Origin of the sequence: Streptomyces sp. NPDC050085 (assembly GCF_044460595.1) — a bacterium.
Taxonomy (GTDB): domain Bacteria; phylum Actinomycetota; class Actinomycetes; order Streptomycetales; family Streptomycetaceae; genus Streptomyces.
This window is the reverse complement of the sequence record NZ_JBITJZ010000033.1, coordinates 1-12,583: the sequence shown is the minus strand read 5'-3', so window position 1 is coordinate 12,583 and position 12,583 is coordinate 1. Positions and strand designations below refer to the sequence as shown.

Sequence of the window (12,583 nt, the reverse complement as noted above, 5' to 3'; positions counted from 1 at the left end):
GTCCTGCACGCCCTCGCAATCGCGTGGGGCTGCGCGGACGCGCGCCTGCTGCGCCGCCACGAGCCCGTGTTCTTGCGAATTTAGGGTTGTTTTGAATACGTATAGGGGGGGGGGGGGGGCCCCCGGGGGGGGGGCCCCCCTTCTCCGTCGTGGGGGTCAGCGGTGCCGAGGACCCAGAGGTCCCGTCAATGAGTCTCAGTACGCGCTGTTCACGTTGTCGATCGAGCCGTACTTGTCGGCCGCGTAGTTCGCGGCGGCCGTGATGTTGGCGACCGGGTCGTAGATGTTCGTCGAGGTGCCCGTGACGTGGTACGCGTTGAACGTCGGCTGGATGACCTGCAGCAGGCCGATCGACGGCGTGCCGTTCTGGGCGTTCACGTCCCAGCCGTTGATGGCGTTCGGGTTGCCCGTCGACTCGCGCATGATGTTGCTGTACAGGCCGTTGTACGAACCCGGGATGCCCTTGGCCTGCATGATGGCCAGGGACTCCTTGATCCAGCCGTCCAGGTTGTTGGCGTAGACCGGCTTGCGGGCGGCGGCGCGGGAGGCGGCCTCCTTGGCCTCGCGCTCCTTCTTCGCCTCGGCGTCCGCCTTGGCCCTGGCCTCGGCATCGGCCTTCGCCTTGGCCTCCGCCTGCTTCTTCGCCTCGGCCTCCTGCTGGGCCTTCAGCTTCGCGGCGACCTGCTTGGCCTTCTCCGAAGCGGTGGCCTGCTGGCTCGTGACGCTCGCCTGGACGTCCTTGATCTGCTGCGCACCGGCGTTCGTCGTGAACGCGACCGGGGCGGCGGAGACCGTCTCGGCCTGCGCCTGCGAGCCGCCGTGACCCGGGACCACGGTGACCGCGAGAGCGGCGGCACCGAGAGCGGCGACACCGGCCATCGAGAGCTTGTGGCTGCGGGTCAGCTTGGTATGGCCGGAGTGAGCGTGCTTGGACATGGAGACGGGGACCTCTCGATGGACGTTTGGGACATCGCCGCTGCGGGTACCGAGTTGCGGCGCCTGGCGACGGGGGCAATTCTTAGCGGCCGCAAAATTCCGTGGCAAAGGTGTGACGTACGAAGCCGGGTAGTGGTCCCGGGCGCGACAAAGAGGGGCCGGGAGCCCGCTCCCGGCCCCCAGCCCCTGCACTGCCTCGGGACTTAAGTCCCTTACTTATCCACTACGGTCCTTCGTACGTGACGTGCGCCCTATGCGCGGCGTCACATCGACGCCCCGTCGTTCTCGCTCTTAGTTGCCACTGCAACGCACAGCGTGAGGCCCCTCGTCCGGAAGGATGAGGTGGACGTCCCCGAACTCGTGCCACAGGTAGAGCCCGCGCAGCGCCTCCTCATACGTGCGGCTCACCGCGGCCCCGCCCGCGATCGCCTCCAGCATCAGCAGATGGGACGCCTCCGGCTCGTGCAGCCCGGTCAGCAGCCCGTCCACCACCCGCACGCCGCGCTCCGGCGTCACGACCAGCTCCGTCCAGCCGCTTGCCGCCCGCACCACCCCGTCGGCGCCCGCCGCCGACTCGACGGCCCGCACGGCGGTCGTCCCGACGGCCACGACCCGGCCGCCGCCCGCCCGCGCCGCATTGATGAGCCGGGCCGACGCCTCGGGCACCTCGAACCGCTCCGCATAAGGAGGCTCGTGCCCCTCCGCCGACGACACCCCTGTATGCAGCGTGATCGGCGCGAACTGCACACCCCGGCTCACCAGGCGCGCCACCGTCGCGTCCGTGAACGGCCGCGCCGCACTCGGCATCTCCGCGCTGCCCGCCCCGTCGGCGTACGGCAGCGCGAAGACCGTCTGGTACGCGGACAGCGGCTGGTCCCGCTCCGTGTACGCGTACCGGATCGGCCGCCCGTGCCGCCGCAGCAGCGCCGCGACGTCGCCCTGCGGGCGCGCCCACCACAGCCGCTCGCCGCCCGCCGCGACCGGCTCCTCGAACGCGAGGTGGACGCAGCCGGGGAACGACACCACCAGACCCGCAGGACCGCCGGGCCGCGGCCCCGTGGTGCCACGGCCGTCCGGCTCCCGCACCTCCACGGCCCAGCGCCCGTCGTCGCCCCGCGTCGAGAAGTGCACGACCACGCGCGCGTCCCCCGTCGTTCCGTCGACCGCGGCGGCCAGCGTGGGAGAGGTGTTCACCACGAGCAGGTCCCCGGCCCGCAGCTCGCCCGACAGCTCGTCGAACCGGCGGTGCGCCACCTCCGTACCGCGCGACACGAGAAGACGTACGGACGATCTGTCCCGGCCCGGACCCCGCTGCTCGGCCGGTACCCGCGCCAACAGCTCCTCCGGCACCCGCAGCGCGAGTGTCATCGGGCCTCCAGGAGGCTCGGCGCGGAGTACCGCCCGCTCGCCGGACGCTGATCCAGCAGGCGCAGGAAAGCGGGGACCACGTCCTCCGGGCGAGGCACCCCGCTCAGGTCCTCGTCCGGCTCGGCCGCCGCCAGCATGTCCGTACGCATCCCGCCCGGATCCACCGCCCAGACCCGAAGCCCCGGCTCCTCGACCGCCAGCACGGCCGACAGCTGGTCGAGGGCCGCCTTCGTCGCCCCGTAGGCGCCCCAGGTGCGGTACGCCTCCGCGGCCGCGTCCGAGCTCATGTTGACCACGGCCCCGGCCGGCGCCTGACGCAGCAGCGGCAGCGCCTCCTGAAGAAGGCCGAGGGGTGCCACCACATTGACCTCCAGCGCACTGCGGAAGTCGTTCAGCGCGTGCCGCTCCAAGGGCACCAGCGGCGCGGCCCCGAGCACCCCCGCGTTGTTCACCAGCAGATCGAGACCCCCCAACTCCCAGGCCGCCGAGATCAGTTCGACCCGGTGCCCGCCGTCCGCGACATCGCCCGACAAGGCCGTCACCGTCCCGCCGTACTTGCGCAGCCGCTCCGCCACGTCCTCCAGCGGCCCCGCACCGCGCGCGTCCAGGACGAGATCCCAGCCCCGCTCCGCCAGCGCCGTGGCGAGCGCCCGCCCGAACCCGCGCGACGCCCCCGTGATGATCGCTACCGCCATGACAACCGTCCCCTTGGTGTGCCGTGTGCCGTCCCTGCGTATGCCCTCAACGTAGGAACCCGGCCACCCCCGGCACCTCGTACGCGGGCCGCAACCACGGAAGGTCCTTCGCCCTACGCCCCAGGTCCTAGGCGGTGGCCGCCACAGGCCCGATACGCGCTGTCACACCCCGCCGGTACGGTGAGGCCATGAGTCAAGGTCCACGTACAGGTCTGGCCGCGGTGAGCGCCGCTCTCCTCGCCATGAGCAGGCACCTCGAGGTGCGCGACGTCCTCAAGACGATCGTCGCCTCGGCCCGCGAGCTGCTCGACGCCGAGTACGCGGCACTGGGGGTCCCCGACGACCACGGCGGCTTCGCCCAGTTCGTCGTCGACGGCGTCAGCGACGAGCAGTGGAAGGCCATCGGCCCGCTGCCGCGCCAGCACGGCATCCTCGCCGCGATGCTGCGCGAGGCGAAGACGGAGCGCCTCGCCGACGTCCGCGAGGACCCGCGCTTCGAGGGCTGGCCGTCCGCCCACCCGGACATGTCCGACTTCCTGGGCCTGCCCATCAAGGACGGCGACGAGACGATCGGCGCCCTCTTCCTCGCGAACAAGAAGTGCCCCAAGCCGCAAGGCGGTTGCGGCTTCACGCAGGAGGACGAGGAACTGCTGCAGATCCTCGCCCAGCACGCCGCGATCGCCCTCACGAACGCCCGGCTGTACGAGCGCAGCCGTGAACTCACCATCGCCGAGGAGCGCTCCCGCCTGGCGCACGAGCTGCACGACGCGGTCAGCCAGAAGCTCTTCTCCCTGCGCCTGACGGCTCAGGCGGCGGCGAAGCTCGTGGACCGCGACCCGGACCGCGCCAAGGGCGAGTTGCAGCACGTGGTGGAGCTCGCGGCCGAGGCCGCGGACGAACTGCGCGCCGCCGTCGTCGAGTTGCGACCCGCCGCCCTGGACGAGGACGGCCTGGTGGCCACGCTCCGCACCCAGATCCAGGTCCTCGACCGGGCCCACGGCGCCCATGTCACCTTCGCCACCGGCGGCATCAAGGCCCTGCCCGCAGCCCAGGAGGAGGCGATGCTGCGCGTCGCCCAGGAGGCGCTGCACAACGCGCTGCGCCACTCCGGAGCCGAGCGGGTGCACGTGACGCTCGACAAGCGCGACGCGGGCGCCGTGCTCCGCGTCACCGACGACGGCAAGGGCTTCGAGCCGAAGTCGATACGCCGCGCGGGACGCCACCTCGGCCTGGTCTCCATGCGGGACCGGTCGAGCGGCGTCGGCGGCCGGCTCACAGTGGAATCGGAGCCCGGCAAGGGCACGACAGTGGAGATGGAGGTCCCCGGTGGCTGATCCAATCAAGGTACTGCTGGTCGACGATCACCAGGTGGTCCGCCGGGGACTGCGTACGTTCCTCGAGATCCAGGACGACATCGAGGTCGTCGGCGAAGCGGCCGACGGCGCCGAAGGAGTCGCCCGCGCCGAGGAGTTGAAGCCCGACGTCGTGCTCATGGACGTCAAGATGCCGGGCATGGACGGCGTGGACGCCCTGCGCAAGCTCCGCGAACTGGCCAACCCCGCACGGGTGTTGATCGTCACCAGCTTCACCGAGCAGCGCACCGTGGTCCCGGCCCTGCGCGCCGGAGCCGCCGGCTACGTGTACAAGGACGTGGACCCCGACGCCCTGGCCGGAGCCATCCGCTCCGTCCACGCGGGCCACATCCTGCTCCAGCCCGAGGTGGCCGGCGTCCTGCTCTCCCAGGAAGAGGCCAACAGCGGCCAGGGCAGGGGCGGTTCGCTCACCGAGCGCGAGCGCGAGGTGCTCGGCCTGATCGCCGACGGCCGCTCGAACCGGGAGATCGCCCGCGCCCTCGTCCTGTCCGAGAAGACGGTCAAGACCCACGTCTCGAACATCCTGATGAAGCTCGACCTGGCGGACCGCACCCAGGCCGCCCTGTGGGCCGTACGGCACGGGATCGCCGGCTGAGACCGCCCGTCGGACCCGGCGGGCCCGCGCGCTCCGGCGCACTACTGCACGGCAACACGGAGGGTTCCGCTCCGTTCGGAGATTCATACCGTCGTGTGGATGTCCTCCGGATGGCGCATCCTGCCGGACCCCGCCGCGTTCTCCAGTGCATGCTGCGGCGGCTGGCCGCGGCAATCGCAAGGAGGATCCTGAAGTGAAGAACCTGAAGAAGGCCGCGGCTGTCACCCTCGTCGCCGGTGGCCTGGTTGCCGCCGGTGCCGGTCTCGCCTCCGCCACTGACGGTGCGCACGCCAACGGCAAGGCCACGCAGTCCCCGGGCGTCGGCTCGGGCAACCTGGTCCAGGCCCCGATCCACATCCCGGTCAACGCTGTGGGCAACACCGCCACGGTCATCGGTGGCCTCAACCCGACCTTCGGGAACGACGGCTTCAACGGCTGATCACGGCACGGCTGACACAGGCTCAGGGTCCACAGGACCACCGGCCCCCCGGGTACTCCCCGGGGGGCCGGTCCGTTTTATGCCCCACCTGCCCGAACCCGGCCGGCCGGCACACCGCCGACCGCCCAACTCCCGCCTCCCGCAGGCCCATTGATGCAATCGTCGGCCTATTGATCCAAACGGGCGCATCGCGGACCCGGCCCGTGTCATCCACCCGGCCCACGCGTTCTTCAGCGTGCGACCCCGCGGCTGGGGTCGGAACGCAATATCTGGAGGAACACTTCTCATGAACATCGCCAAGAAGGCCGCCCTGGCCGTCGTCGTCGCCGGTCTCGCCGCGGGCGCCTCCGCCGGTGCCGCCTTCGCCGACTCGAAGGCCGACGGCTCGGCCACGCAGTCCCCGGGCGTCGGCTCCGGCAACCACGTGCAGGCCCCGGTCCACGTGCCGGTCAACGTCACGGGCAACACCGGCAACGTGATCGGCGCCCTGAACCCCACCTTCGACAACACCTCGTCGAACGGCTGACGTTCACGCCTGAGCAGGCACAGCAGGGCCCCACGGACACTGTCCGTGGGGCCCTGCCCCTGTAAGGGCGCGGGGAACGGCGCGAGCAACCACGACGGCGCGGCAGTCGCGAACGAAGCCCGGGATCCAACGGCGCTCAGGCGCCTCAGCCCCGCTCTCGTTCCTCCACGAACGCGTTGTATGCAGCCACCTGAGCCCGTCGAGCAGTCCGCTCGACCGGCCGCAGCGCGACCGCCCGCGCCCCCATCTCCGAAGCGCTCACCGCCCCACCGTGCCCGCTCCCGTACGCCACGTCCACCAGAACCCCGACCCGCTGAGCCAGCTCGAGCACGCGCACGGCCCGCGGCGGATACCCCGGCGCCAGCACCTCCCGCCCCCGCTCGGCCCGGGCCCGATACGCATCCACGGCCGCCTCGGCGACCGGCCCCGACCCGGCGACGTCCAGCCGAGTCAGCACGTCCGTCGCCTCCCGCAGCGCCTCCGCCAACTCCCGCTCGGCCTCGCTCAGGGACGGCACGTCAGCGGGCGGAGCCTGACGCACCGGCAGGCAGTGCCAGACCACCTCGACGTGCACATCACCCTCGGGCCCCGCCTCGTACACCTCCGGTACGAGCCCGAGCGCCGCCCCGGAACAGACGACGGCCTCCTCGGCCTCCAGGGCCCGCGCGTTGAACTCCGCCGGCCCGCTCAGCCCCAGCGGATGACCCGGCGCGGGCAGCGCGACCCGCAGCCCGCTCACCCCGAGCGTGCGCAGCCGCCCGATCGCCAGCGTCAGGCCGACCGCGCCCGACTCCCCGGGCAGCCCCTCCACGCGGTGCACCGCGTCGTCGCCGACGATCGCGAGCGCCGCGTCATCAGGCGCAACAAACCCGGCCAACAGGGCATTTCCCCAGGCCGCCAGACGTCCAGAGCGTGGTTCCGAGAGCATGCGTTCCACCTTAGAAGCCCTCCAGGACACCAAAAGCCCGGCCGATGGAATGGCCACCCAGTCCAGTGGCGTAGGTTTTCCCTGGGGGCTGCGTCCAGCGACAAACAAGCCGAACCTCTACGGACGCACGCGAGACGGCCGAGACTGCAATGGGAGACAACGCGCTCATGAGCGATGTACTGGAGCTTGAGGACGTATCCGTGGTCCGAGAGGGCCGGGCTCTGGTGGACCAGGTCTCCTGGTCGGTGAAGGAGGGGGAGCGCTGGGTCATCCTCGGACCCAACGGCGCGGGCAAGACCACCCTCCTGAACGTCGCCTCGAGCTACCTCTTCCCGAGCAAGGGCACCGCCACCATCCTCGGCGAGACCCTCGGCAAGCCCGGCACGGACGTCTTCGAGCTGCGCCCGCGCATCGGCGTCGCCGGCATCGCGCTCGCCGAGAAGCTCCCCAAGCGCCAGACGGTCCTGCAGACCGTGCTCACGGCCGCGTACGGCATGACGGCCGGCTGGCACGAGGACTACGAGGACATCGACGAGCAGCGCGCCCGCGCCTTCCTCGACCGCCTCGGCATGAGCGACTACCTGGACCGCAAGTTCGGCACGCTCTCCGAGGGCGAGCGCAAGCGCACCCTGATCGCCCGCGCCCTGATGACCGACCCCGAGCTGCTGCTCCTGGACGAGCCCGCCGCGGGCCTCGACCTCGGCGGCCGCGAGGACCTCGTACGCCGTCTCGGCCGCCTCGCCCGCGACCCGATCGCCCCCTCGATGATCATGGTCACGCACCACGTCGAGGAGATCGCCCCGGGCTTCACGCACGTCCTCATGATCCGCCAGGGCAAGGTCCTCGCCGCGGGCCCGCTGGAGCTGGAGCTCACCTCCCGCAACCTCTCCAAGTGCTTCGGCCTCCCGCTGGTCGTCGAGCAGCGGAACGACCGCTGGACGGCCACCGGCCTCCCGCTGGGCTGACGCGCTCACCCGGCCGTGCGGGCCGATCGTCCCCTGTCCGCACGGCCGCCCGCGGATCTACCATGACCATGTGGCAGACATCAACGCATGGGTGTGGTGGCTGATCGCAGCGGCCGCGCTCGGAATCCCGCTCGTCATCACCGCCATGCCCGAATTCGGCATGCTGTCCGCAGGCGCCGTCGCCGGCGCGGTCACCGCCGGACTCGGTGGGGGCGCCATTCTCCAGGTCCTCGTCTTCGCCGTCGTCTCGTGCGCCCTGATCGCCGTCGTACGCCCCATCGCCACCCGGCATCGCGCCCAACAGCCGCAGCTGGCCACCGGCATCGAAGCCCTGAAGGGCAAACAGGCCGTCGTGGTCGAGCGCGTCGACGGCAGCGGCGGCCGCATCAAGCTCGGCGGCGAGATCTGGTCCGCCCGCTCCCTCGACGCGGACACGACGTACGAACCGGGCCGGCAGGTCGACGTGGTCGACATCGAGGGAGCCACGGCGATCGTCATGTGAGCGCACGGGTGACCCGAACTCCCCACGCCACAGGGGTGGTTCTGACAGACTCGACCAGCAAGATCCCATGATCTTCCGGCGGGACGGCGCCGGAGGACCAACGGTACGAAGGGCACGGGAGACGCGATGTCAGCGATCATCATCGTCCTGATCATTCTGGTGGTGTTGGTCTTCATCGCCCTGATCAAGACCATCCAAGTCATCCCGCAGGCCAGCGCGGCCATCGTGGAGCGCTTCGGCCGCTACACACGCACGCTGAACGCGGGCCTCAACATCGTCGTCCCGTTCATCGACTCCATCCGCAACCGCATCGACCTGCGCGAGCAGGTCGTCCCGTTCCCGCCCCAGCCGGTGATCACCCAGGACAACCTGGTCGTCAACATCGACACCGTCATCTACTACCAGGTGACCGACGCCAGGGCCGCGACCTACGAGGTCGCCAGCTACATCCAGGCCATCGAGCAGCTCACCGTCACCACCCTGCGCAACATCATCGGTGGCATGGACCTCGAGCGGACCCTGACCTCCCGCGAGGAGATCAACGCGGCACTGCGCGGCGTCCTCGACGAGGCGACGGGCAAGTGGGGCATCCGCGTCAACCGCGTAGAGCTGAAGGCGATCGAACCGCCCACCTCCATCCAGGACTCGATGGAGAAGCAGATGCGCGCCGACCGTGACAAGCGCGCCGCGATCCTCACCGCCGAGGGCATCCGCCAGTCCCAGATCCTCACCGCGGAGGGCGAGAAGCAGTCGGCGATCCTCCGCGCCGAGGGTGAGGCGAAGGCGGCGGCCCTGCGCGCAGAGGGCGAAGCGCAGGCCATCCGTACGGTCTTCGAGTCCATCCACGCCGGAGACGCGGACCAGAAGCTGCTCGCCTACCAGTACCTCCAGATGCTCCCGAAGATCGCCGAGGGCGACGCGAACAAGCTCTGGATCGTCCCCAGCGAGATCGGCGACGCCCTCAAGGGCCTGTCCGGCGCGATGGGCAACTTCGGCCCGATGGGCGGGGGTTCGACCCCGTCGTCGACCCCGAAGGAGCGCCGGGAGCAGCCCCCGATCGACTAGTCCACCGGACGACGACGTGATGCGGGCCCGCCGACCAACAGGTCGGCGGGCCCGCATCACGTGTCACGGCTATGCGGCCGCCTGTCCCAGCCACTCCGGCAGCGCCTCACGGCCGTCCGCCCCCAGGGACAGCAGCATCGCCCCGGCGGGAGTCGGCTCGAACGGCTCGCGCAGCAGCGGCATACCGGCCTGCTCCGGAGTCCGGTCCGCCTTGCGGTGATTGTCCTCGGCGCAGGACGCCACCGTGTTCAGCCACGAGTCCGCGCCACCCTGGGACCGCGGCACCACGTGGTCCACGGTCGTCGCCCGCCTTCCGCAGTACGCGCACCGGTGCTGGTCCCGTACGAGCACACCCCTCCTGGACCAGGGAGCCCGTCTTCGGAACGGCACCCTGACGTACCTGCAGAGCCTGATCACCCGGGGCACCGGAATATCGATCTCGGCACCGCGCATCCGCAGCTCGGGGTGGGACTGCTCGACGACGGCCTTGTCCTGAAGCACCAGCACGACGGCTCGGTTCAGCGTCACCGTCGAGAGCGGCTCGAAGCTCGCGTTGAGCACCAGTGTGTCCCGCATTCTGCCCACCTCCCGTACGCAGCGGATCACCCCTCGGCATCCGTGCGTCAACTCTGGCCGTGCACGCCGAGATGGACAACGCAATAAAAACTGCCCGCCTCTGATCACTTCCAAGACCAGAGGCGGGCAAACGTTGAGTGAACGCTTCGCTGGAGGACTAACTCTCCGCGGGAGCCGCGTACTCGGCGAGCACCTGCGCCCGCGCGAGCGTGTGGAACCGCAGATTGAACCCGACGGCGGCAGGCGACGTATCGGAATCGGGACCGAGCTTCTCCTGGTCGACGGCGTACACGGTGAACACGTACCGGTGCGCGGGATCGCCGGGCGGTGGCGCGGCGCCACCGAAGTCCTTGCTCCCGTAGTCGTTGCGCACCTGCACTGCGCCCTCGGGCAGCCCCTCGAACTTGCCGCTGCCCGCGCCCGTCGGCAGCTCGGTCACCGAGACCGGGATGTCGAACACGGACCAGTGCCAAAAGCCGCTGCCCGTCGGCGCGTCCGGATCGAAGCACGACACCGCGAAACTCTTGGTCTCCGGCGGGAAGCCCTCCCACCGCAGCTGCGGCGACGTGTTCCCGGCCGCGTAGACGTGAGCGTCCGGCAGCACGCCGCCCGCGTCGAAGTCCTCGCTCACCACGGTGAACGACGGCACCTGCGGATGAAAGTCATGCGGCAGCGGCGCCCGCTTGGGCTGCTCGGTCACAACGACACCTCCTGGATCCACACAGTCCTGTGGGGTAGACCCTAGAACCAGTTCTTCTTGCTGCCGACCTCCGACAGCCACTGGTGCAGATACGCCGACCAGTCGGTCCCCTGGAAGTCGTTGTGCCCGACGACGAACGAGCGGAAGGTGTCGCTGCCCTCGCTGAAGAGCCCCGGCTTCTTGTCCATCTCCAGGACGACGCCCATCTCCCGGTCGTCGGCCACGAAGCTCAACTCGACCTGGTTGAGGCCCCGGTACTGCTGCGGCGGGTAGAACTCGATCTCCTGGTAGAACGGCAGCTTCTGGCGCGTGCCCCGGATGTGCCCCCGCTCCATGTCCGCACTCTTGAACCGGAACCCGAGCCCGATGAAGGCGTCGAGGATGGCCTGCTGCGACGGCAGAGGATGCACGTTGATCGGGTCGAGGTCACCCGAGTCCACGGCGCGCGCGATCTCCAGCTCGGTCGTCACCCCGATGTTCATCCCGCGCAACTGCTGCCCGTCGATCGTGGTGACGGGCGTCTCCCACGGGATCTCGAGCCCGAACGGCACCGCGTGCACGGCGTTGGCCTTCAGCTCGAAGGCCCCGCCGAGCCGCACCTTGGTGAACTCGATGTCCTGCTTGGTCTCCTGGTCGGCACCCTCGACCTCGACCCGCGCCTGCAGTCCGACGGACAGCCCCTCGATCTCCTGGTCCACGGACCCGCCCTGGATCCGCACCTCGCCCTGAACGACCCCACCGGGCACGACATTGGCCTCGGTGAGCACCGTCTCGACAGACGCTCCACCCGCACCGAGGCTCGCCAACAGTCGCTTGAAGCCCATGAGTAGATCTCCTCCATAGGTGTACGTGAACGTGAACCGTGATCCGCGAACGACTGGATCCGCTGGTACTGCTGACTACAAACGCGGGAGGCCCGCGCCCGGTTCCGCGCCTTCCCACCCCGCCCGCTCCACTACCCTCGGTCGGCATGATCGCGGCCCCCGACCGTACGCCCCTGACACGTGAGTTCTTCGACCGCCCCGTCCTGGACGTGGCCCCGGACCTCCTGGGCCGCACGCTGGTACGCCACACGCCGGACGGCCCGATCGAGCTGCGCCTCACGGAGGTCGAGGCCTACGACGGAGCGAACGACCCCGGCTCGCACGCGTACAGAGGACGCACCGCCCGCAACGCAGTGATGTTCGGTCCGCCAGGACACGTGTACGTCTACTTCACGTACGGCATGTGGCACTGCATGAACCTCGTCTGCGGTCCACCGGGCACGGCGAGCGGGATCCTCCTCCGCGCCGGCGAGGTCACCATGGGCAGCGAACTCGCCCGCAAACGTCGACTATCGGCCCGCAACGACCACGAACTGGCCAAAGGCCCTGCGCGCCTGGCCACGGCCCTGGGAGTGGACCGAACCCTGGACGGCACGGACGCCTGCGCGCCCACGGACTCCCCACTGACGGTCCTGCACGGCACTCCGCCCCGCCCTGACCAGGTACTCAACGGGCCGCGCACCGGCGTCTCGGGCGAGGGAGGCGTCCACCCGTGGCGCTTCTGGATCGCCAACGACCCGACGGTGAGCCCTTATCGGGCCCATACCCCGCGACGCCGCCGAACTTGACGCGGTCTTGCGGGATCCGTAATGTAGCCCGAGCCGCTTGAACCGGGTACGGCGCTCAGCCAGCAACCGGAAGTGGCCAAACCACTACTATCTACGACTTCCCTCAGCGGGGTCATTTCGTCGTGCTCGCATGCCGAAATTCGAACTCGCAGAACTCGATTATGAGTTACCGGGAGAGTCGGCTAACGTAGTGGACGCGCCGAAAGGCAAAGGCCCTCCAACGGCCACCGGAATTGAAATCCGAACCGGAAACGGAACGGAAAACGGATCTGGTAAGGTTGGAAACACGAAATACCGAAGGGA

At 70.0% G+C, this 12,583-nt stretch carries 15 protein-coding genes; 8 read left to right on the top strand and 7 right to left on the bottom strand.

Annotated features, from left to right (window positions below; translation table 11 throughout):
- Positions 1-195 precede the first annotated feature (195 nt).
- The 3 genes from ACIBUY_RS42565 to ACIBUY_RS42555 all read right to left on the bottom strand — a co-directional run bounded on the left by ACIBUY_RS42565 (position 196) and on the right by ACIBUY_RS42555 (position 2,999).
- Positions 196-936 (bottom strand): transglycosylase SLT domain-containing protein, encoded by a 741-nt coding sequence (locus ACIBUY_RS42565; protein ID WP_365570643.1) that lies wholly within the window; start codon positions 934-936, stop codon positions 196-198.
- Positions 937-1,227: 291 nt separating this feature from the next.
- On the bottom strand, positions 1,228-2,304 hold the full coding sequence (locus ACIBUY_RS42560; RefSeq protein ID WP_365570641.1) for an S-adenosylmethionine:tRNA ribosyltransferase-isomerase: 1,077 nt from the start codon (positions 2,302-2,304) through the stop codon (positions 1,228-1,230).
- Complete coding sequence (locus ACIBUY_RS42555) at positions 2,301-2,999, bottom strand: SDR family oxidoreductase (protein WP_365570638.1); 699 nt, start codon at positions 2,997-2,999, stop codon at positions 2,301-2,303. The genes ACIBUY_RS42560 and ACIBUY_RS42555 overlap by 4 nt, the downstream gene beginning before the upstream one ends.
- Before the next feature lie 188 nt (positions 3,000-3,187).
- Here ACIBUY_RS42555 and ACIBUY_RS42550 point away from each other — a divergent pair, with 188 nt between their 5' ends.
- The 4 genes from ACIBUY_RS42550 (at position 3,188) to ACIBUY_RS42535 (ending at position 5,932) form a co-directional block, all read left to right on the top strand.
- Complete coding sequence (locus ACIBUY_RS42550) at positions 3,188-4,333, top strand: GAF domain-containing sensor histidine kinase (RefSeq protein ID WP_365570635.1); 1,146 nt, start codon at positions 3,188-3,190, stop codon at positions 4,331-4,333.
- A complete protein-coding gene (locus tag ACIBUY_RS42545) occupies positions 4,326-4,967 on the top strand; it encodes a response regulator transcription factor (RefSeq protein WP_365570632.1) in 642 nt (213 codons plus the stop codon). Before ACIBUY_RS42550 ends, ACIBUY_RS42545 begins: the two co-directional genes overlap by 8 nt.
- 193 nt (positions 4,968-5,160) lie before the next feature.
- On the top strand, positions 5,161-5,406 hold the full coding sequence (locus ACIBUY_RS42540) for a chaplin (protein WP_365570629.1): 246 nt from the start codon (positions 5,161-5,163) through the stop codon (positions 5,404-5,406).
- A 286-nt stretch (positions 5,407-5,692) separates the two neighbouring features.
- Positions 5,693-5,932 carry a chaplin gene (locus tag ACIBUY_RS42535; protein ID WP_365570626.1) on the top strand — a complete coding sequence of 80 codons (240 nt, stop codon included), beginning with the start codon at positions 5,693-5,695 and terminating at the stop codon, positions 5,930-5,932.
- Between the two features lie 145 nt (positions 5,933-6,077).
- On the opposite strand, the gene ACIBUY_RS42530 is transcribed toward ACIBUY_RS42535, so the two are convergent.
- The gene (locus tag ACIBUY_RS42530; protein ID WP_399155548.1) at positions 6,078-6,860 is read right to left on the bottom strand and encodes a hypothetical protein; all 783 of its coding nucleotides are present in this window, start codon (positions 6,858-6,860) and stop codon (positions 6,078-6,080) included.
- A 167-nt stretch (positions 6,861-7,027) separates the two neighbouring features.
- Between ACIBUY_RS42530 and ACIBUY_RS42525 the strand changes: the two genes are divergently transcribed.
- The 3 genes from ACIBUY_RS42525 to ACIBUY_RS42515 all read left to right on the top strand — a co-directional run bounded on the left by ACIBUY_RS42525 (position 7,028) and on the right by ACIBUY_RS42515 (position 9,392).
- Positions 7,028-7,825 carry an ABC transporter ATP-binding protein gene (locus ACIBUY_RS42525; protein ID WP_365570620.1) on the top strand — a complete coding sequence of 266 codons (798 nt, stop codon included), beginning with the start codon at positions 7,028-7,030 and terminating at the stop codon, positions 7,823-7,825.
- A 70-nt stretch (positions 7,826-7,895) separates the two neighbouring features.
- Positions 7,896-8,327, top strand: coding sequence for an NfeD family protein (locus ACIBUY_RS42520; protein ID WP_365570617.1), 432 nt, complete (start codon positions 7,896-7,898; stop codon positions 8,325-8,327).
- A 126-nt stretch (positions 8,328-8,453) separates the two neighbouring features.
- The gene (locus ACIBUY_RS42515) at positions 8,454-9,392 is read left to right on the top strand and encodes an SPFH domain-containing protein (RefSeq protein WP_365570615.1); all 939 of its coding nucleotides are present in this window, start codon (positions 8,454-8,456) and stop codon (positions 9,390-9,392) included.
- 69 nt (positions 9,393-9,461) lie between these two features.
- Here ACIBUY_RS42515 and ACIBUY_RS42510 read toward each other — a convergent pair whose 3' ends face one another.
- The 3 genes from ACIBUY_RS42510 to ACIBUY_RS42500 all read right to left on the bottom strand — a co-directional run bounded on the left by ACIBUY_RS42510 (position 9,462) and on the right by ACIBUY_RS42500 (position 11,492).
- Positions 9,462-9,968 (bottom strand): HNH endonuclease, encoded by a 507-nt coding sequence (locus ACIBUY_RS42510; RefSeq protein WP_365570608.1) that lies wholly within the window; start codon positions 9,966-9,968, stop codon positions 9,462-9,464.
- 157 nt (positions 9,969-10,125) lie between these two features.
- A complete protein-coding gene (locus ACIBUY_RS42505) occupies positions 10,126-10,668 on the bottom strand; it encodes a YbhB/YbcL family Raf kinase inhibitor-like protein (protein WP_365570605.1) in 543 nt (180 codons plus the stop codon).
- Positions 10,669-10,709: 41 nt separating this feature from the next.
- On the bottom strand, positions 10,710-11,492 hold the full coding sequence (locus ACIBUY_RS42500; protein WP_399155547.1) for a sporulation protein: 783 nt from the start codon (positions 11,490-11,492) through the stop codon (positions 10,710-10,712).
- A 146-nt stretch (positions 11,493-11,638) separates the two neighbouring features.
- Here ACIBUY_RS42500 and ACIBUY_RS42495 point away from each other — a divergent pair, with 146 nt between their 5' ends.
- Positions 11,639-12,280: a DNA-3-methyladenine glycosylase gene (locus ACIBUY_RS42495; protein ID WP_365570600.1), complete on the top strand. Its 642-nt coding sequence runs from the start codon at positions 11,639-11,641 to the stop codon at positions 12,278-12,280.
- Positions 12,281-12,583 lie beyond the last annotated feature (303 nt).

Coding starts and splice junctions, on each gene's coding strand:
- ACIBUY_RS42555 (WP_365570638.1), bottom strand. CDS start 2,999: ATGGCGGTAGCGATCATCACGGGGGCGTCGCGCGGGTTCGGGCGGGCG.
- ACIBUY_RS42525 (WP_365570620.1), top strand. CDS start 7,028: ATGAGCGATGTACTGGAGCTTGAGGACGTATCCGTGGTCCGAGAGGGC.
- ACIBUY_RS42500 (WP_399155547.1), bottom strand. CDS start 11,492: ATGGGCTTCAAGCGACTGTTGGCGAGCCTCGGTGCGGGTGGAGCGTCT.
- ACIBUY_RS42495 (WP_365570600.1), top strand. CDS start 11,639: ATGATCGCGGCCCCCGACCGTACGCCCCTGACACGTGAGTTCTTCGAC.
- ACIBUY_RS42565 (WP_365570643.1), bottom strand. CDS start 936: ATGTCCAAGCACGCTCACTCCGGCCATACCAAGCTGACCCGCAGCCAC.
- ACIBUY_RS42560 (WP_365570641.1), bottom strand. CDS start 2,304: ATGACACTCGCGCTGCGGGTGCCGGAGGAGCTGTTGGCGCGGGTACCG.
- ACIBUY_RS42530 (WP_399155548.1), bottom strand. CDS start 6,860: ATGCTCTCGGAACCACGCTCTGGACGTCTGGCGGCCTGGGGAAATGCC.
- ACIBUY_RS42535 (WP_365570626.1), top strand. CDS start 5,693: ATGAACATCGCCAAGAAGGCCGCCCTGGCCGTCGTCGTCGCCGGTCTC.
- ACIBUY_RS42510 (WP_365570608.1), bottom strand. CDS start 9,968: ATGCGGGACACACTGGTGCTCAACGCGAGCTTCGAGCCGCTCTCGACG.
- ACIBUY_RS42550 (WP_365570635.1), top strand. CDS start 3,188: ATGAGTCAAGGTCCACGTACAGGTCTGGCCGCGGTGAGCGCCGCTCTC.
- ACIBUY_RS42515 (WP_365570615.1), top strand. CDS start 8,454: ATGTCAGCGATCATCATCGTCCTGATCATTCTGGTGGTGTTGGTCTTC.